The sequence below is a fragment of the uncultured Gimesia sp. genome (assembly GCF_963976445.1).
Taxonomy (GTDB): Bacteria; Planctomycetota; Planctomycetia; order Planctomycetales; family Planctomycetaceae; genus Gimesia.
The window spans coordinates 296,236-316,091 of sequence record NZ_CAXBKP010000003.1 but is presented as its reverse complement, the minus strand read 5'-3'; the positions used below and the strand labels follow the sequence as shown (position 1 = coordinate 316,091).

At 49.5% G+C, this 19,856-nt stretch carries 20 protein-coding genes; 3 read left to right on the top strand and 17 right to left on the bottom strand.

The annotated features are described in order from the left end of the window. Positions 1-127 precede the first annotated feature (127 nt). The gene (locus AAC022_RS05780; RefSeq protein WP_339728869.1) at positions 128-928 is read left to right on the top strand and encodes a DUF1080 domain-containing protein; all 801 of its coding nucleotides are present in this window, start codon (positions 128-130) and stop codon (positions 926-928) included. Positions 929-1,159: 231 nt separating this feature from the next. After that, the gene (gene bfr, locus AAC022_RS05775; RefSeq protein WP_339728866.1) at positions 1,160-1,630 is read left to right on the top strand and encodes a bacterioferritin; all 471 of its coding nucleotides are present in this window, start codon (positions 1,160-1,162) and stop codon (positions 1,628-1,630) included. Positions 1,631-1,637: 7 nt separating this feature from the next. On the opposite strand, the gene AAC022_RS05770 is transcribed toward bfr, so the two are convergent. The 17 genes from AAC022_RS05770 to AAC022_RS05690 all read right to left on the bottom strand — a co-directional run bounded on the left by AAC022_RS05770 (position 1,638) and on the right by AAC022_RS05690 (position 18,403). After that, complete coding sequence (locus AAC022_RS05770; RefSeq protein WP_339728863.1) at positions 1,638-1,931, bottom strand: (2Fe-2S)-binding protein; 294 nt, start codon at positions 1,929-1,931, stop codon at positions 1,638-1,640. 407 nt (positions 1,932-2,338) lie between these two features. Further along, a complete protein-coding gene (locus tag AAC022_RS05765; protein WP_339728861.1) occupies positions 2,339-3,052 on the bottom strand; it encodes a response regulator transcription factor in 714 nt (237 codons plus the stop codon). Between the two features lie 32 nt (positions 3,053-3,084). Continuing rightward, on the bottom strand, positions 3,085-3,756 hold the full coding sequence (gene phoU, locus AAC022_RS05760; protein WP_339728859.1) for a phosphate signaling complex protein PhoU: 672 nt from the start codon (positions 3,754-3,756) through the stop codon (positions 3,085-3,087). A gap of 4 nt (positions 3,757-3,760) precedes the next feature. Next, positions 3,761-4,651: a phosphate ABC transporter ATP-binding protein PstB gene (gene pstB / locus AAC022_RS05755; protein WP_339728857.1), complete on the bottom strand. Its 891-nt coding sequence runs from the start codon at positions 4,649-4,651 to the stop codon at positions 3,761-3,763. A 93-nt stretch (positions 4,652-4,744) separates the two neighbouring features. Further along, on the bottom strand, positions 4,745-5,626 hold the full coding sequence (gene pstA / locus AAC022_RS05750) for a phosphate ABC transporter permease PstA (protein ID WP_339728855.1): 882 nt from the start codon (positions 5,624-5,626) through the stop codon (positions 4,745-4,747). After that, positions 5,623-6,618 (bottom strand): phosphate ABC transporter permease subunit PstC, encoded by a 996-nt coding sequence (gene pstC, locus AAC022_RS05745; RefSeq protein WP_339728853.1) that lies wholly within the window; start codon positions 6,616-6,618, stop codon positions 5,623-5,625. Before pstC ends, pstA begins: the two co-directional genes overlap by 4 nt. After that, the gene (locus tag AAC022_RS05740) at positions 6,615-7,571 is read right to left on the bottom strand and encodes a PstS family phosphate ABC transporter substrate-binding protein (RefSeq protein ID WP_339728851.1); all 957 of its coding nucleotides are present in this window, start codon (positions 7,569-7,571) and stop codon (positions 6,615-6,617) included. The genes pstC and AAC022_RS05740 overlap by 4 nt, the downstream gene beginning before the upstream one ends. A 254-nt stretch (positions 7,572-7,825) precedes the next feature. Beyond that, complete coding sequence (locus AAC022_RS05735; RefSeq protein ID WP_339728849.1) at positions 7,826-9,604, bottom strand: ATP-binding protein; 1,779 nt, start codon at positions 9,602-9,604, stop codon at positions 7,826-7,828. Positions 9,605-10,249: 645 nt separating this feature from the next. Beyond that, on the bottom strand, positions 10,250-10,441 hold the full coding sequence (locus AAC022_RS05730) for a hypothetical protein (RefSeq protein ID WP_339728847.1): 192 nt from the start codon (positions 10,439-10,441) through the stop codon (positions 10,250-10,252). A gap of 126 nt (positions 10,442-10,567) precedes the next feature. Continuing rightward, complete coding sequence (locus tag AAC022_RS05725) at positions 10,568-11,395, bottom strand: AAA family ATPase (protein ID WP_339728846.1); 828 nt, start codon at positions 11,393-11,395, stop codon at positions 10,568-10,570. A gap of 58 nt (positions 11,396-11,453) precedes the next feature. After that, positions 11,454-12,032 carry a hypothetical protein gene (locus AAC022_RS05720; protein WP_339728844.1) on the bottom strand — a complete coding sequence of 193 codons (579 nt, stop codon included), beginning with the start codon at positions 12,030-12,032 and terminating at the stop codon, positions 11,454-11,456. A gap of 211 nt (positions 12,033-12,243) precedes the next feature. Continuing rightward, a complete protein-coding gene (gene dapB, locus AAC022_RS05715) occupies positions 12,244-13,047 on the bottom strand; it encodes a 4-hydroxy-tetrahydrodipicolinate reductase (RefSeq protein WP_339728843.1) in 804 nt (267 codons plus the stop codon). 134 nt (positions 13,048-13,181) lie between these two features. Then, positions 13,182-14,351, bottom strand: coding sequence for a tRNA epoxyqueuosine(34) reductase QueG (gene queG, locus AAC022_RS05710; protein ID WP_339728841.1), 1,170 nt, complete (start codon positions 14,349-14,351; stop codon positions 13,182-13,184). 27 nt (positions 14,352-14,378) lie between these two features. Then, positions 14,379-15,176, bottom strand: a complete 798-nt coding sequence (locus AAC022_RS05705) for a phytanoyl-CoA dioxygenase family protein (RefSeq protein ID WP_339728839.1) — start codon at positions 15,174-15,176, stop codon at positions 14,379-14,381. A 558-nt stretch (positions 15,177-15,734) separates the two neighbouring features. Next, positions 15,735-16,922: a phosphoglycerate kinase gene (locus tag AAC022_RS05700; RefSeq protein WP_339728837.1), complete on the bottom strand. Its 1,188-nt coding sequence runs from the start codon at positions 16,920-16,922 to the stop codon at positions 15,735-15,737. 152 nt (positions 16,923-17,074) lie between these two features. After that, positions 17,075-17,635 carry a ribosome recycling factor gene (gene frr / locus AAC022_RS05695; protein ID WP_339728835.1) on the bottom strand — a complete coding sequence of 187 codons (561 nt, stop codon included), beginning with the start codon at positions 17,633-17,635 and terminating at the stop codon, positions 17,075-17,077. 288 nt (positions 17,636-17,923) lie between these two features. Beyond that, positions 17,924-18,403, bottom strand: coding sequence for a CBS domain-containing protein (locus AAC022_RS05690; protein ID WP_339728833.1), 480 nt, complete (start codon positions 18,401-18,403; stop codon positions 17,924-17,926). 456 nt (positions 18,404-18,859) lie between these two features. Here AAC022_RS05690 and AAC022_RS05685 point away from each other — a divergent pair, with 456 nt between their 5' ends. Then, positions 18,860-19,849, top strand: a complete 990-nt coding sequence (locus tag AAC022_RS05685) for an AAA family ATPase (protein WP_339728831.1) — start codon at positions 18,860-18,862, stop codon at positions 19,847-19,849. Positions 19,850-19,856 lie beyond the last annotated feature (7 nt).

Genomic DNA, 19,856 nt, shown 5'->3' with positions numbered 1-19,856 from the left:
ATGGACTCACTTTGATTTGAGAGGATCCAAATTCCTTTCTTCTTTTGTACAATCACCTTCCCCTGCAAAGAATCATCGTGGGTCCTTGCCCCCTGATTCATACTTCAATATTAAAAGGAACACTTTTGTGAAATCAGCATCTGCTCTGGTACTTTGTTTGTGTCTGTTTCTGAACCTCTGCCTGCCGGATGCAATGTCCGCAGAAAAAACCGAACCACAAGGCAAATGGATTCCCTTGTTCAATGGAAAAAATCTGGATGGCTGGACCGTGAAAATTCGCGGCTACGATGTGAATGAAAACTTCGGCAACACGTTTCGTGTTGAAGATGGCCTCCTGAAAGTCGGCTACGATCAGTACGATGAGTTCGCCGAAAAGTTTGGGCACCTGTTTTATAAAGATCCCTTTTCACACTATATCATCCGTGTTGAATATCGTTTCACCGGAGAACAATCAAAAGGCGGCCCTGGCTGGGCATTTCGCAACAGCGGAATCATGGTCCACGGACAAACTCCCGAAAGCATGACCAAAGACCAGAAGTTCCCCGTTTCCATTGAAGTTCAATTACTGGGAGGCAAAGGAACCGGAAAACGCGCCACAGCCAATCTGTGTACCCCGGGTACGCATGTCGTCATGGACGGAAAACTGTTTAAACCCCACTGCATCAACTCCAGCTCAAAAACTTATCATGGCGATCAGTGGGTCACCGCCGAAGTCGAAGTGCGTGGAAACAAAATCATCAAACACATTATCGACGGAGAAACCGTGCTCTCTTATTCCAAACCACAACTGGATGAACAGGATGCGGATGCCCAGAAACTCATCGAAAAAGGAGCTCCCATCATGTTGGACAAAGGGACCATTTCCCTCCAGTCCGAAAGCCATCCGATTGAATTTCGCAAAGTTGAGATCATGAAGCTGACACCGTAGCAGAAGCGCCTGCTGCTATTGAGAATCGGTTTCAAAGAACGGACGCCTATCTTCAGGAACGGGAGAGATCTTGTTTCAATACTGGATAATAGGCAATTTTGATCAGTTTCAGTCTGGAACAAATCCCTTGATTTACGAATACTACCTGTAGTATCTCAGACTGAAATTGATCTTGTCCGGCTCTATCAACCGTCGGCGACACAAAGCAACTACAAAAGAAAGCAATACCAAATGAAGGGTAGCCAGAAAATCATCGATGCCTTAAACGATGGGCTCACTATCGAACTGACGGCAATCAACCTGTATTTCATCTCATCAAAGATGTGTAAAGACTGGGGCTTCGACAAGCTGGCCAAGCACTTCTATGCTGAATCCATTGAAGAAATGAAACACGCCGAACAAGTCATCGACCGGATTCTCTATTTGGATGGAGTCCCGGAAATTGCCCGTTATGATGTGATTCAAGTCGGGAAAACCGCAGAAGAACAAATCCGGAACAGTCTCACATTAGAGACCAAAGGGGTCGCCACCTACAACGGAGCCATCGAACTCTGCCATCAGGAAAAAGATGCTGGCAGCCGGGAATTGATGGATCAGATGGTGGTGGAATCTGAAGAGAGCATCGACTGGTGCGAATCACAGCTCGAACTGATCACTCAGGTCGGCATCCAGAACTACCTTGCTGAGCAAATCCGGGAATAAGTTCCACTTAACCAAGTGAAACGGCAGCGGCACACAGACAACGCCGCTTGGATTGACCGCAATCATCGCACAATCCAGCCAGCAGGTCTTTAATGCGACAGTGGCAAGCGGTGCAACCTTTTCCTGCACCGCAGCCACGCGTTACTTCATGAACTGACTCTGCACTGGTATCGGTAATACACTGTTGCACGTCTTCTGGTGTCACTTTCAAACAGTGACAGAGAAAACGGCGGCGCGAAGCAACTTCAGTTGTCTGAACTGCGGCAGCGTGCTCTAACTTGCTCTTAGTAACAGTTGACATATCTCGTTATACCCAAGCGTCTGTCGCATCCAATGTGGCAGACGCTTTTTTATTCAGAGTGTATCGCGTGGTAATTACAACAGGGTTATACAGGCAGGAAACGCTTAACCCCGGCTTCAGGTTTGACCTCACGGCTAGTAGAGTATGAGACTCAGTCTCAACTAGTACTAGTATATCGGTATTCGCAGAACTGTCAACTACTCTGAAAAAAGATTTTTCACCTCATCAGGGTTAACCTGACCAAAACAGCGCACACACATACACACCCCTCATAAAAACCACGCTGCCTGAGAGGGAAACATCTTCAGCACCACCACGGATTATCAGCTCCCCCTCGAACCCACATACAAAAACAGACCTGCTGTGAAGCAGGCCTGTAATAGTCGTCTGGCACATTTGAGCCACTCTTACGTGGTTTGCTTCTTAAATGCCGTATCTGGATCGCGGAACCGATACCCGACGCCACGTACGGTTTCAATCAGCTCGGAATGCTTATCCAGCTTTTGACGCAATGCCCGAATATGCACATCAATCGTACGCTCCAAGACCAGAGCATCATCGCCCAAAGCAGCATCAATCAACTCGGCTCTTGAAAATACGCGCCCTGGCTGCCTGACCAACGCTTCGAGTAATTCGAACTCACTCCGCGTCAGTGAAATCGGCACATCGTCAATCATCACACGATGCCGTCTGCGGTCGATCATGACTCCCTGACTGACAATGGTATCGGTTGACTCTCCATTACTCTCACGGCGTCTGAGCAAGGCTTTGATTCGCTCCAGCAGAATTTTCACGCTGAAGGGCTTCGTCACATAGTCATCCGCGCCCAGCGTGAACCCGACGACCTGATCCGTCTCTTCCGATTTTGCAGTCAGCATCAAAATCAGCACGTTGCTGGTAACGGGATCAGACCGTAGTCTGCGACAAACTTCCAGGCCATCCATTTGCGGAAGCATCAAATCCAGAATAATCAAATCTGGAGTTTTGAGTTGTGCCTGCCGCAGCCCATCCATTCCATCCAGGGCAACAACAGCATCGTATTTCTCCTGTCGCAAATTATATGCGAGAACTTCAGAGAGAGAACGATCATCTTCAATCACAAGAATGCGTTTCTTAGACATATCTTTTTCTTACATCACCTAAATAAAACAAGTTAGGTAGAAAATGTTTCTTTATGACGATGACGAACAATTTCGCCCTCCGTCAGATAAATCACATCTTCTGCAATATTAGTCGTATGGTCGGCAATACGCTCGATGTGACGCGCTGACGAGAAAAAATGTAGTGCCGGCTTAATCAGATCTGGATCAGTCTGCATCAACAGATAAATCTCATTGATAATTTCACGATTATATCCGTCGACAATATCATCCCGCTTACAGACATCACGTGCTTTTTCAGTATCAAAATCGACAAAAGCATCGATCGCATCGCGTAGCATGGAAACCGTGACTTTAGTCATCGGCTCCAGTGAGGAAGGGATTCGAAAATTAGGATAATGGGACAAACCGATTGTCCGTTCTGCAATATTCACTGCCAGGTCAGCAATCCGCTCCAGATCGTTGTTGATCTTCAGCACTGTCGCCGTTTCACGCAAATCGACAGCCACTGGCTGGTGAAGCGCCAGAATTTTCAGGCAGTCTTCTTCAATTTTGACTTCGCTCTCATTGATCGCGTGCTCTTTTTCAATAACTTCGTTCGCCAGATCAACCTTCACTTCATAGAGTGCGCGGCTGGCTTTAGAAATCATCTCTTCCACCAGCGAAGACTGAGTGATGATTTCTCTTTCAAGCGATTCCATATCACGTTGTAAGTGTTTTGTCATTGGCTCAACCAAACCTGCCAGTAATATAGTCTTCGGTCTGCTGTTTCTTGGGATTCGTGAAGAGCTCTTCCGTTGCCCCTGACTCCACCAGCAAACCTTGATAGAAAAATGCAGCCTGATCAGAAACCCGTGCGGCCTGCTGCATATTATGTGTCACGATTACAATGGTATACTGTTCTTTGAGTTCAAAAATCAAATCTTCAATTCGGGCTGTGGAGGCAGGGTCCAATGCAGACGCCGGCTCATCCATCAGCAAGATATCAGGATCATTGGCCAACGCACGAGCAATACACAACCGCTGCTGCTGACCTCCGGATAAATTCAACGCCGACTCACTCAAACGATCCTTCACTTCATCCCACAGAGCCGATCGCTGCAGTGACTGTTCGACAATCTCGTACAATGCTTTTTTCTTACGGATACCGGCAATTTTCGGACCAAAGGCCACGTTATCAAAAATCGATTTGGGAAACGGCGTTGACTTCTGGAACACCATCCCAATCCGCTTTCGCAAGGTGACAATATCCGTCCGGGAAGAGTAAATGTCCTGGCCTTCCAGCAAGATATCACCTTCAACCCGTGTCCCTTCAATCATATCGTTCATCCGGTTCAGACAACGCAAAAACGTCGACTTACCACAACCAGATGGACCAATGAAAGCAGTCACACAACATTCCGGTATCGACAGCGAAATGTCGGTTAAGGCACGATTTTCCGAATAATAAAATGACAAATCTCGCACGCTGATTTTTTCAGTCGCCTGCGCTAATTCGTCCGCTGTCCGCATGCTCTTTCCTTCGGGAATCGAAGGTCGAACCAGAGGAGCTTTTGAATAATCGGAAGTCGCCTTATCGGGTGGTTGCATAATCTTTTTAACCGAGGGTGTAGAAGCCATGGATTGAAAATCCTTGCTGAGTCCAATTATAGATACTTTTTATCAAATATGTGTCTGTTTTTCGTTTTTCTTGGGCCAATCAAAACCCGAACGTTACCAGCGGATCTTTTTCCCATATTTGTGTCGCACAAACACGGCAATCGCATTCATACTGACTAATAAGATTAACAGTACCAGAATCCCGGCAGCCGCCAGATGGTGAAAATCTTCCTGAGGACGCGAGGTCCAGTTGAAAATCTGAATCGGCAGCGCCGTAAATTCATCGGAAAGTTTTTCGGGCACAAACGGCACATAAGCCATTGCACCTACTGCAATTAAAGGCGCCGCTTCTCCCAGTGCTCGCGACAGAGATAAAATCACCCCTGTCATAATTCCCGGTAGAGAAGCCGGCAAAACCTGATACCAGACCGTCTGCCAGCGCGTGGCACCTAAAGCATATGCTGAACGGCGAATCGAATCGGGCACCGACCTCAAAGCTTCCTGTGAAGCCAGAATGATTATCGGCAGCACAACCAGCGTCAGCGTTAACGCCCCGGAAAGGACACTCCGATCAAAGCCCAAAGCTCGGACAAACAAGCCCAGACCCAAAATCCCATAAACAATCGAAGGCACACCTGCCAGGTTCGAAATATTCAATTGAATCAATTTACGCCAACGACTTTTCGGAGCATATTCTTCAAGATAGACGGCTGCACCCACTCCCAGAGGAACGGAAAACAATGCCGTCAGACTGATCAGCCAGATACTTCCAAATAGAGCAGACTTAATTCCCGCCTTATGCGGAAAACGGGAAGGCAGCCGCTCGATAAAGTCCCAGCTCAACCAGCCTTTTCCCTGCAGAATGATATTCCAGATCAGAACCAGCAACATCAGGACGCAGGTCATCGTCGCTAGAAAACAGAGGGCTGTAAACAGAAAGTTAGAAATTCGGCCACGCGGCTTCGTCGTGTAAAGGTCCAGTTTATTGTTGTTCATTCGTATTTTTCTCCTACACGGGAGAGAATATATTGTGCGAGAATATTCATGCACATCGTGGTAATGAACAGTGTTAAACCGACTGCAAAAATAGTTCGATATTCCACGGTGCCCGTAGGTGTATCTCCCTGACTGACCTGCACAATATAAGCGGTCATCGTTTGAATGCTCTCCAAAGGATTCAGTGTCAGCTTCGGAGTCGCACCGGCGGCTAATGTCACTGCCATCGTCTCACCAATCGCTCGCGAAATGGCTAACAGAAAACTGGCAATAATTCCCGATAACGCAGCCGGCACAACCACTCGCACCGTCACTTCAAATTTATTCGCCCCTAACGCAAACGCGGCCCCTCTGAGCGACAGTGGGACAGACTGTAGAATATCTTCACTTAAGGAAATGATCATCGGCAGAATCATGATCCCCACCACAATACAGGCACTGGCGGCATTAAATACTCCCGCACTGGGAAACACATACCGAATGATGGGCGATACAAATACGACTGCTAAATACCCATACACAACCGAAGGAATGCCTGCCAGAATTTCCAGCATCGGCTTGACAATATCACGAAAACGGGGAGACGCATATTCGCTGAGATAAATGGCGGTCCCCAAACCAATCGGAACGGCCACAATCGCAGCACCGCCGGCAACCAGCATCGTGCCACACATCAAAGGGAGAATCCCAAAATGCTGTGGTTTCAGCAAAGGCGTCCATCTCGTGCCCGTCAAAAAATCCACAATCGACACATCAAAGAAGAACTGAACCGACTCGTATAACAGCACAAACACAATACCCACTGTCACCAGGACAGAGATACTGGCACACAAAAACAGGCTGAAATGAATGAGACCTTCATAGACAGGACGCAGTCGGACCCACAGGCCATCTGCCCTTTCTAAAGAGGTAGAGCGAGGCAGCTTGATTGCTGCTGCCTCGCCGAGTTTCACCTCAATCGATTGTTCTTCTTTAGAACGTTCGTCTGTCACTTCGACAATGCTCCCTTAAGGGCTTCCTCGTTCGCTTTGGCGACTTCATCAGAAACAGGCACATAACCGACGTCTTTCGCAAGTTGTGCTGCGTTCTTAAGATAAAACTTCACAAAAGCTTCAACCTCAGGTCGCTCTAATGCTGATTTTCGCACATAGATAAACAGAGGACGGGATAGTGGTGCGTATGAGTTGTCACGTACTGTTTCCAGTGAAGGCGTTGTGCAACCTTTGCCACCATCGACGCCCAGTAACTTCAACTTATCTTTATTTTCTTCGTAGTAGGCATATCCAAAATAACCAATCGCATACTCATCCGATTGAATACCGGTTACCAGAACATTGTCGTCTTCACTGGCGGTGTAATCTGAACGGCTTGCTTTTTCTTCTCCGACAATGGCTTCGGTGAAGTAATCAAACGTTCCGGAATCAGTACCAGGTCCATACAATTTGATGTCTTTGGCGGGCCATTTGGGATTCAGGTCTTTCCACTGTTTGACGCCACTTTCAGGTCGCCACAATTCCTTGAGCTGACCAACAGTCAAACAATCGCACCAGGTATTCTTGGGGTTGGCAATCACAGCCAGACCATCAAAGGCAACCGACAACTCGATAAACTCAATCCCTTTTTCTTTGCAGGCATTGGCTTCTTTTTCTTTCATTCCTCGTGAGGCATCGCAGATATCAATTTCGCCCGCGATGAATTTTTTCATACCACCGCCAGTACCGGAAATCCCCACAATGGGGTGCACATCTTTGTGGACAGCACCAAATTCTTCTGCAACCGCTTCACTGATGGGATAAACCGTACTCGACCCATCAATTTGCACTTTTCCAGAAAGCTCGGATCCATTCCCGTTTTCACTGCTTCCATTACATCCAACGCCAATCAGGGAAACCCCAACAGCCAGACACACCAGCCCGAATACTTTCCCTATGTTTGTCGTGATCATTTCGTGCGATTCTCCCAATGCGATATGGTGGTAAACAAGATAGTTGTTATGTACATCAAGGTGTCAGAAACAGGCCAGTCAAAACCAACTAGCACATGGCAGACCCGCTTCAGACGTGCGTTACCATACCCGTGAATTGTTAAGACAGTATTAAGATACCGTGAAGTACTTAATCTTTCTTGAACATGGGGCGCATAGAGAAAATCCGCCTAAGCCATTTACCAAAAACAACTTATGGACTTCACACTTAAGAATTAGCCGCGGGGAAGCCGCACAGAAAAGGTACTTCCCTCACCGACTTTGCTGGTCACGCCGATAGTCCCTTGAAATGACTGGACCAGATGCTTTACGATCGAAAGCCCCAGCCCGGTTCCCCCCAGCTCACGCGAACGGGCTTTGTCGACACGGAAAAATCGTTCGAACAGACGGGCCTGATATTTTTCCTCGATCCCGATCCCCGTATCCTCTACCTGAAGCAGCACCATACCGGACTCTTCCAATTCCCAGCGAATCGTAATTCGCCCTTGCTCGGGAGTATATTTGATCGCATTATTAATCAAATTCCCCAGAATCTGATGCAGCCCCTCTTCGTCGGCTCCCACTTTGATCCCGGGCGATTTTTCTTCAACTAATAATTCAATCTGTTTGGACTCAGCAACTTTCTGCTGGTCGATCAGGCACGATTCCACGAACGGCCTCAACTCAATCGTAATGATATCAAAAACCTGATTCCCAGATTCAATACTCGCCAGACTGATCAGATCCAGAATGAGCTGATGCAACCGGTCGGCCTGTTCTTCGATCCGCATCAAAAACGTCTTGCTGATTTCCGGGTCGTCCATCGCCCCCCGAATCAGTGTTTCTGTATACGCCTTGATCGAACTTAAAGGGGTTTTCAATTCGTGCGATACATTCGCCACAAACTCCTGCCTGAGCGACTCCAGCCGGCGCAGTTCGGTCATATCAAACAGTACAATCACCAAGCCGGGACAGGGAGTTCCCGGTAACGGCGTCGTCGTGACCCCTAAAATTCGATCGCTGGTACTCTCCAGTTCGACTTCCATCCGCTGCGGTTCCAAAGTGTTCAAGACCTCTGTCACCGATTTTTGCAGCTGATGATTGCGAACCGATTCAAACAGCGGCTTCCCCTCCGCTTCTTCTGGCGAGAAAAAGAGCAATCGTCCTGCTGATTCGTTGGCAAACAGCACATGCTGCCGCTCATTCGTCGCGATCACTCCTTCGACCATCCCTTCCAGAACCGTACTCAATCGGTCCCCACTGGCCTGCAACTGCCTGACGCGTTCGGCCATTTCCTTGCTCATATGGTTGAATGACTGTGCCAGGATTCCCAGTTCATCGTGCTGGGGAAAATAGAGTTTTTGATCGTAATCCCCGCCGGCAATCGCCTCCGCGGCATTGGTTAGAATCGTCAGGGGACGAATCATCCGCGCCACAACCCAGTAGGTCAGCAGCAGCACCGTAAAACTAACCAGTAAGGCAATACTCCAGATCAACTTCTCAATCGAAGAAATTTCCTGCTGGATTTTTGCCATGGTAATGGCAACCCGCACAACGCCTGCAGGCTTTCCGTCTTCTTTGAACAGCAGGGCGTAATACAACATTGGTTCGCTCAGCGTCGGACTGATTCGTTCCGATCTCCCCTCCCCGGTCGACATCGCCTGGATGACTTCGACCCGATTTTCATGATTCTCCATCTCCCGGACCAGTTCCAGAGAATCCTGATCTGAGTCGGCAATCACCAACCCGTCCAGATCAATCAAAGTCAATCGCGTCCCGGTCTGCTTCCCCAGCTTTTTGACTTTTTCCTGCAGCCGCTCAGTGAGTCCCTGTTCGAAAATACCGTCCAGACTGCTCTGCATAATCACAGCCGAATCATGCAAGCGCTGCTGAACCTGTTCCACAACCTGTTCCTGCTGGCGTCCCGAAACAATCAAAACGAAGACAATCGCAGACGCAATATTTAAACCGGCATAGACCAGAAACAGCTTCCAGAACAGTCGCGAAGACCACATCGTTACATCCACCTTGATGACTAACAGAGCATTCAACGAAACCGGAACAACCAATCAACGAACATTAAATAAATCGAACGAGCTCTGAAAATGCTATATGAAACCCGAATGCGGGCTGAAGAGAATTCGCCTATTGTGAGCCTGATGCCTGTCTGTTCGCAAGGGCTGAACAACAATTTCATCAAGAGTTCGTTGGAACCAGTCTAAAAACGCGTTCGTGAATCAACTTCACCTGCATCATATGAGAAATGCTTTTAGGCGACACGAGCAGATGCGCACCTCATCAATCCCATGTCGCAATTCTCTTTCATAAATATTTCGCTGAACTTATCCCCAACTCAAACAACAGAAATTTCAGCCCGGAAAAACAGGTGTTTTTTTTACGATTGACTCACAGCCGCCTCTCCCTAACATGCGTTGCAAGCATCGCGCGCACGAGCAAACATGATTTTCATCTCGGAACTAAGTTCAGTCCAGCATTAATTCCGATCATTTAACTCCTGCTATAACTGATGTTAGGAACGCTCTATTTTCTTACGCCTCTTAAAGAGACCGCTCATTCCCATCGCTTCAAGTCCACTTCAATGGACTTCGCTCTGACTTCATCTAACCACCATTCAACTTCAAAGGCGGTTCAAATACTGTTCACAGCTTGACACGCTCATGCACTTCGACATCATGCAGTAACTCAAACCGACCGCGTCGAAATGTCCGCCAGCCGTCATCCTGATTCAGCGCACCCCGCCCTCGCACGTTTTGCGGCGCGCAGCAAGGCACAACCGAAATTCTACCCGATAGCCAGCAACTTCCGTTAACTGAAAATCCGGCAGCAGTCATCAAACAAGAATGCTCGACTGCAATTCAGGATCAATGTCGGGAATAGAAGAATCGCGCAAGCTGCATCCTGCCCGGGACCGCGCAGCGGCGACCGATTCATCGAGAACGAAAGACATTAAAACGACGCTAGTCGGGAATCGACGATACCAACTCTTCCGCGACGGCTTCCAGTACATCGGACGTGACCACAGACAATTCGTCTGCATACCCGACCAATAGCCCCAGATCACACAGTCGGTTGATCTTGCGGGGATTTCCCTGCGTCAACTCGAACAGAGTTTCAAACGCGTCGTCATCAAACACCGGCTCATTGCGTCCGGCTACTTCCAACCGATGCTCCACATAGTTGCGAGTATCTTCGGGCGAAAACGGTTTCAGCAGACAACGCACGGCAATCCGGTCGTCCAGTTGCGCCGACCGCTGCAGATGACTCAACAGCAACTGATCGCCGACTAACAACAGTGTGAAATCGATCTCGGACGTCTGTTGAAAATTCAACAGCTGATGCAGCGTTTCAAAAATCCGCTGATCCACAATTAAATGCGCCTCGTCAATGACGATCACAGGCTTGTGACCCTGCTCGCACAGCAACAACAGCTGCCTGTGTAATGCCCGCACGATCCGATCTTTTCCCGGAGCCACAGGCTCAATGCTCGCTTCCTCTGCGCCTAACTCGACGGCAAGATACGAAATCAGTTCGATCGGCGATAATTGGGGAAACACCAGATGTACGAATGGCTGATGCAACTCAGCGAGCTGGCTTTTCAGTACATGACACAGATATGACTTCCCCATTCCCGAACCACCAACGAGTAAACCGGCCCCTTTGCTGTTTTCGATAAGATATTGCAGCTTCAGCAACCCTGCCTGATGCGGATGGCTTTCATAAAAAAAAGTGGCGTCCATTTTTTCTTCAAAAGGACCACTCTGCAAATTCCAGTAACTCTGATACATAAACTCTGATTCCCGGGAATGGTTTAGCGTAGAACATCCATACTGAGACGTTGACTGATTAATTTCTCAAACGACGAAACGAGCCATTCACTGGCAAGTTGTCAATTTCTTCGATTTCTCCCGTCAGCCAGGCGGCTCCTTCTTCTTCTGGTTGGGACTGGCTGCCTGGTTGCTGCTCTTTGGAAAGATAAACGGGGTATTCGCCTGCCACCTGGATCACGCGCCCCGCTCTATTCTGCTGGCCTACCGCATGAAACACGCTTCCGTCATTCTGGGATGTCCCTACAGCCTGTTCGACAGAAACGGTCCGGATCACAGAGGTCGGATTGTCGAAGTCAGAACTGCCCGGCTCATGCAGCGGCAGAGCTGCATCCAGACCAAATTCCATTGAAAGCTCGTCGCTGACGCCCAATTCCGGGGAAATCAGTTCCGGTTCAGATAACGCCGTTGGCCCTTCCAATGACCCGAAAAACGAAAGCAGTGCCAGCATCGAAAAAACGCTTGCCAACAGACCGGCAATCGTTTTCGTCGTCTGATTCCACTTGAAGACAAAGGGGCATCTTCGCGCAATCGGAGCAAATACGGAATGAAGAAGATTCAGAACGTGTTTGAAAAATAGAGACTTAAGCCAACTCATCTCTCGTTCCTTCGAGGGGTGAATATCTGATTGACAGCAAATACGAGCTCAATCCCTGAGTTCTTTTCAGACGGAAAAACACCGCCGATCACTGAAGAGAAACCCGCTCTGCCGGAGGGCAGCAAGCGCTCTTCTTATATCGGTTAATGAGTATACTACTCTTGACTGTTTCACGGACTTGGTAAAACAGGAAGAACAGTAAAACAGGGGCCTAATTCAGGTCTAACACGTCGGCCATCGTATACAGGCCCGCCCGTTGCGTTGCCAGATATTTGGCAGCAGCCAGAGCACCATAAACATAACTGTCCCGGGTATGGCCGCGAACGGTCAAATCGATCGTCTCGCCCATCATCCCGAACACAATGGTGTGCTCACCCACATTGTCGCCCGTTCTTAACGCATGATAACCAATTTCGTACTCAGGCCGAGGCCCCGGGCGACCATGTCGTCCATGGACATGTTCGGTCTGCCCCATTTCATCCGCGATGATTTCACCAAAATGCAAGGCCGTCCCACTCGGCGCATCTTCTTTAAACCGGTGATGACGTTCGATCACTTCGACATCCACTCCACCGGGAGAATTTTTGAGTGAATGAGCGGCTTCGCGAACCAGCTTCATCATCAAGTTGACGGCCAGACTCATATTCGGTGCCAGAATCAGTGGTGCCGTCTGCGAAGCGGTCAGCACTTCATTTCGCTGTTCCGGAGTCAATCCCGTCGTCGCCGCTACCAGAGGAATCTGTCGTTCCGCACAAATCCCGGCCACTTTCAGCAGGCCCGCTGGCAATGAAAAATCAATGATCACATCAACCCGGTCCGTCAGCTCTGATTGAATCTCAACCCCAATCGGACCAATGCCCGCCACTTCGCCGACATCTTTACCCAGCAGGGGAGAATTGTCAGATTCCAAAGCCGCCCCGAGTTTTAAGTCCTGATCCTGAGAAACCAGCACGGCCACGCGCTGCCCCATCCGACCACCGGCCCCATTCACTCCGACGAGAAGTTGATCACCCATTTCTCACTCCCACTTACTGAAACGATTCTATGCACTCAAATGTATTATCTGGAACGGATCTCTGTTGAAGATCGTAATACAAGCCCCCCCACTTTTCCATGAGATCCCCGGTCATTCTAGCTGCATTTTTGACTTTATTCACCCCGGTTTCGGATTTCCGCGATGGCACACTCTAATTCGTGCACCACCTCTGCCTCTGACTCAACAGCCAGCCGCTGTTCCAGCGAAGCAACAACCTCAGCCCCTCCCAGTTGTCCCAACGCCCAGGCGGCCGCCCCTCGAATCAAAGGCTCAGAATCCGTCAATACTGCCTGCAGTCCCGGCACTGCCGCCGCATTTCCCCGGTTGCCCAGCACAATCGCCGCATTCCGCAATAACCCGGCTCGCCGCGCGCGCGACATCGGCGTACTCTGAAAACGTGCCTGAAAGGCCCCTTCATCGAGCGTCAACAATTCGCAGGCATCCACGGGGGAAAACGACTCCACAGGCTGAAACGAAGGCTCACCACTGACGGGCGCTTTCCGGTTCCAAGGGCAGACATCCTGACAGACATCACAGCCAAACATCCAATCCTGCATTCCCGGTCGCAACTCTGCGGGGATCGGCTGATCTCGCAACTCAATCGTCAGATACGAAATACATTTCCGCGCGTCTAGCGTCCCCGCTTCCACAAATGCATCGGTCGGACAGGCATCCAGACAACGCGTGCAGGTTCCACAGTGCGACGTTTCCTGCGGCGCGTCATATTCCAGCTCATCACTCAACAGCAGTCCTGCCAGGAAAAACCAACTCCCTTCGGTCTTATTCAACAGCAGCGTATTTTTTCCAATCCAGCCCAGCCCCGCCAGTTGCGCGAAATCCCGCTCCAGCAGCGGCGCCGTATCTACCACGCCGCGGGTTTCACAATCAGGAAACTGCTCATGAATTCGGCGGGAAAGCTGCTTCAGCTTTTTGCGAATCACCTTATGATAATCGGTCGTCCCCCAGGCATAACGGGAGACCCGCGCCTCGGTTCCCGAAAGAGACGGCGGTTCCTCTGTCCGATAATTGAGTGTCAGCATCAGCACACTGCGGACGGAACTCATCACGTACCGCGGATGCTCATAGGCGTCTTTCCGACGTTCCAGATAGTCCATCTCGCCAGCGTAACCCTGATTCAGCCAGTCCAGAAAACCATGATAACCGGCCGGTGTGACCGCCGGCGCGAGCCCCGTCAGATCGAAGCCGACTTCCTGCGCCATCTGCTTGATCAGCGTGCTTTGTTGACTCCGATCACTGGCTGATCGTTCTGATGCTTCGGCCATAGTTTTCTCGAACGCAGACGTTTTGATTCAGACCGAAGGATGCGACTGCAGCTGTTCCCATTGCACGCGACCAACCGTTACCACTTCGGCATCATCACATTTTGCCAACGGGGTATACCGCGGATGCTTCGATTCTTTATAAGGATCATTGTGCTTCGTATTGTAGCAGCAGATAAATCCCCACCGCGGATGCGCGCTCTTGTTCTGATCAGAACGATGTAACAGATTCGAATGAAAAAAGATGGCAGAGCCTGGCTCCAATGTGCAGTAAACCAGCTCAAATCGCTCGCAGGCTGCATCAACCCGTTCGGGGTCGGCCCCTGTCTGATCTCCCACCGGGCCATGATCGATCCGCCCCATCAGGTGACTTCCCTTAAGCACCTGCAGGCAACCATTTTCTACGGTCGCCTGATCCACGGCGATCATACAACTCCCCATATCCGGAGACAGACAGCCATTGTTGTACCAGTAGCCATAATCCTGATGCCAGGCCCACGCGCCGCCGACTTTGGCCTCTTTTTGAATCATCTTGTGATGGTAATGATAGACCTCATCACCCAGTAAGGCTTCCATCCGATCTACAACACGATGACTGCGAGCGATCGCGCCATAAATATCATCGTGCAGTTCATTATCGACACTCAGCTTGACCGCGCCCCCTTCACCGTCCGCGCGGCTGAACGTCGCCTGCTGCATCGCCAGATCCGCACGACCAATCTGCCCCAGCAGAGTCACCTCTTCCTGATTGAAGAGCCCCTCCACAATCAGAAAACCATCCTGCTGAAACTGTGCCAGCTGTTCTGTAGTAAACAACGCCGCGGCCATCTCACTTCTCCCATCTCTCAATAAAAGGGCGCTCTTCATGAGTTTAGGAAGCTGACTGCACTTTATGAGTAGTAGCCCGATCGACAGATGGGTGCCACTATCAACGAGTATCACTATCAAGGGGTGGCACTGTTGGCTTGCTCAACAGTGTATTCTCAGTTCCAGCAACAAATAGTATTTACTCAGCTCCAGCAACCAACTCAATTGGAGAGCATCAAGCTCCCACAAACCACATTGTCAGTAACGTGTGCCACTGTTGGCTTGCCCAACAGTGCCTACTCAGTTTCAGGAACCAACAGCGTGATACAACTCCAATAAAGAACACAAACGATCTTGATAGCCCACCACGGAGTTCTTACTGTCGGACAAGCCGACAGTGCCACCCCATTTTCAGTAGGCTAATATAGAGGGCTCCCATCAGAAGGGAAACCTCTCGTCCAGTTTACTCTTTTTCCTCACAGGTTTCGAGCATCTCTCATCTCCAAAACAAAAACACAGCCCGTTTCTCAACAGGCTGTGTTTTAAGTTATGTTCATAAAACAGATTCAGAGAACCGTATTATGCTTCATCTAACAGGTTGACCGCTGCGAATTCCTGACCTTCCAGCATCGCCAGACTCGCACCACCGCCGGTACTCACATGAGAGACCTGATCGGCAAATCCGAGTTGTTGAATCGCAGCCGCACTGTCTCCGCCGCCGATAATGCTTGTCGAATCACTGTCGGCAATCGCCTGGGCGACGGCTTTGGTGCCGGCATCAAACGGAGGCATTTCGAACACACCCATCGGTCCGTTCCAGACAACGGTTTTTGCCGACTTGACGACGTCCGCAAAAATCCTGGCTGTTTCGGGGCCGATATCCAGGCCTTCAAAACCATCGGGAATCTCGCCCGCTTTGACAACAACTTTATTACAGTTGGCGTTGAAATCATCACCACAGTGCGTATCGACGGGCAGCATCAGTTTGTCGCCCCCTTTGGCGATCAATTCTTTAGCCAGCTCGACTTTGTCTTTTTCGACGAGGCTGTCACCAACCTGCCCCCCTTGGGCGAGTGAAAAGGTATACGCCATTGCCCCGCCGATGAGCACCTTGTCACAGATCCCCAGCAGGTTATCGATGACTTTAATTTTGTCAGAGACTTTGGCACCACCCAGAATCGCCACAAACGGACGTTCGGGGTTGGCGATCACGTCGGTCAGATACTGAATTTCTTTCGCAACCAGAAACCCAACCACTTTCGGTCTCTTTTTCATCGCTGCCGGCACTGCCACCATCGACGCATCGGTACGGTGACAGGTTCCAAACGCATCGTTGCAGTAAATATCACCGAAGGCAGCCAGTTTGCTCGCAAATTCAGCGTCCCCTGTTTTCTCGCCTTCGTTGAACCGCAGGTTTTCCAGAATCAACACCTCACCGTCTGGGAGGTCGGCCGATTTAGTTTTTGCATCCGGTCCCACTGTATCTGTCGCAAAGCCGACTTCCCGCCCCAACAATCCACCCAGACAGGCGGCCGTCGGCTTCAGGCTATACTTTGCATCGTCGCCATCCCCTTTGGGACGACCGAGATGACTCATTAAAACAACGCGTCCGCCGCGATCAATGACCGATTTGATCGAAGGCAGCGCCATTCGGACGCGGCGATCATCGGTGATGTTGAGATTATCATCCAGAGGAACGTTGAAATCCACACGCATCAATACGGCTTTGTCTTTAACGTCTACGTCTTCAATTGTCTTCTTTGCCATGGAAACTTGAACCAGTCTCTATTAATACAGAGTTTGAGATAGAATGTTATTGTGATGAATACTTCTGATATCAGAAGTATTCCTGATGATACTTTTTTGTATACGCAACTTAAAACACGTTTCGTGATCGCTGACCCAAAGAGACTGAAGGACTATTCGTCCATCACCTCTTTTTCTTTCGTATCAGCCATGCTGTTCACTTTGCCCTCGAATTTCTTGGTCAAGTCCTGGACGTCGGTCTTGGTATTGTCGCGTTCGTCTTCGCCCATTACTTTGTCTTTTTCGGCTTGATCAGCGTGTTTGTTGGCATCACGACGAATATTTCTGATCGAAACACGGGCCTCTTCCGACAGTTCTTTCACGCGCGAAACCAGTTGACGGCGACGCTCTGTCGAAAGTGGGGGAATATTCAACCGCACCACACGACCATCGGTATTCGGAGCCAGACCCATATCGCTGGCCTGAATGGCTTTGGCGATCTCGCCTACCATTTGGGCATCGAACGGACGGATCAGAATCTGCTGCGGTTCCGGAACACTGACATTCGCCATCTGCTTCAACGGGGTCGGCGAACCATAATAATCGACGCGAATCGAATCTACGAGGCCTGGAGTAGCCCGACCAGTTCGAATGCCCTGCAGTTGTCCCTGCAACACATGAACGGCTTTGTCCATTCTCTCTTCCGCGTCGAGTAAAATTTCTTCCTGGTCCATATCACAAGTCCTTTGAGTAGATGGCTTTATCTGAATTGAATCTTCAAGTAATGATGATCAAACCGGTGTTTTCAGAGTCTGTACTCCTCCCTCTCGCACCGATAAACAGGCCTTGAGACAGGATCAGACAGATCTGGTTCCCTCGAACGGGAACAGAAACTGGCACGATTTTAGTTGACCGGCTGGAAAAATCAAACCGTCAGGTATGAGAAAAACCAGCTGAAACGGGTCCAGCTGGTTTTTCTGAGTCATTCTTACTTAAAACACTCACCCATCACAAACGACGGATCAGGCAATCGGCGATTCGTCCCGCGTCATTAAACCACTTAAATAAAGCAGATTTCTCTCAGTTGGGATGTTCGTCCGGAACTGCAGACTCTTATTTCCTGCCTGCAGCAGATCGCGGCGGCTGATCTGCCCTACCAGATAGCAGTCATCACGTACCACGGGCAAGCGGCGTGTTGGCGTACTGAGAAAAATCTGGGCAATCGTCAGTAAATCCGTCTCCTCGGTAATCCGCCGTGCTTCTGTGTCTATAAAAGGGAAAATCTGAGATGAAGGGAGTTGCTCATAGCTGGACTTGATTAACACATCCATACAACATCGTTCAGAAAACACACCTAACATCCGATTTTCCTGATCAATCACAGGAGCCCCTGAGATGCGATGATTCAACAGCATTCCAATTGCTTCCAGTACATCCATGTCCGGAGTTAAGGTAATTAACTTCGTTACCATAATGTCCTTTGCGAGAACTGGTTTATTCATCGCGACCTCCCCCTGTAAAAAACGACTCAGAATAGAATTTGAGAAGCACAACAAAAGAAATGAAGTCAAAACAGTTGAAGTTATGTACTCTCAATTCGGAAATGAATAACGTGCAAGACGCTATTGAAAAATCGAATGTGGGAAACCCGTGCATTCTAACAAGATTTTTTGGCCATCACAAAAAGATTTCTGCTGATCAGTTAGTGTTCTGCTGATACTGAAATCCATTATCTTCTTCTGAAATAAGCACTTAATGAATTCCTAAAAAAACACATCCCCCCGCTTTTTTTCGGAATTTTGCTTGATACCAGAAGAGTTGGAAGACCAGACTTATCAGAAGTAACGTGAGACGCCTATAATCAGGACTGCTGTAAAAGAACACCTAAAGAACATCTTCTGAAGGCCTGTACCAGTCTCGCTAAGTCAGTGAACTGTCCAACAATAGAAAAAAACCAAATGTCAAATCGAGTGGAAATTGACGGAGTTGGCCTGCACCTGGGTCGCGCCGACCAGACATCCGGAGAATGGATCGGGCAACATGAAGCATTAAAACAGCTTCTAGCCTGCTGGCTTGTGATTGACGAAAAAGATATGCCGCTCACACCACGGCTGGTGGGAACGCCGGGTATCGGTAAAACGTCACTCGCCATTGCAGGTGCTCGCACGCGCGATCAAGAACTCTATATTTATCAATGTACGGCCGACACACGACCGGAAGATTTACTCGTCACGCCCGTTCTGGCCGAGAGTGGCAAGATCGTCTACCACACCTCTCCCCTGGTGACCGCGATGATTCGTGGCGGAATTTGTGTGCTCGATGAAGGCAACCGCATGAATGAAAAATCATGGGCCAGCCTTGCCCCCCTGCTCGATCATCGCCGCTATATTGAATCGATCGTCGCCGGAGTCACGATCCCGGCACACCCGGAATTCCGTTGCGCCGTCACCATGAATGAAGATGAATCCACGTTTGAAATCCCCGACTATATTCTCAGTCGCCTGCAGCCCAGCATTTCGCTCGAACATCCCAATCGGGCAGATGAAAAAATGATCCTGCATTATCACATCCCCTTTGCCGACGAGCATATGCTCGACTTAACCGTCGACTTCCTGCAACAGTCGCATAGTCTGAAGCTGGATTTCTCCACCCGCGATGGCATTAACGTCTTGCGTCTGGCATTGAAACGCGCCGCTCAGGATAAAGACCATCCGCTCAGCAAAGATGTCCTCTGGCTGGAATCGCTCAAAAACTGTCTCGGCGACGATGCCCTTGACCTCGAATCTCTGTCGGAAAAACGAAAACAAAGCCTGGGCGGAAACATGATGCCTATGGGACTGGGAGACTTCTTTTTCTCACCGGACAACCCCCTGCATCCCGATCGAGACGACGACGATGACGATGACCTGGATTATGATGACGACCCTGATGACAAGGAAAGCTATTAGGTTTCGC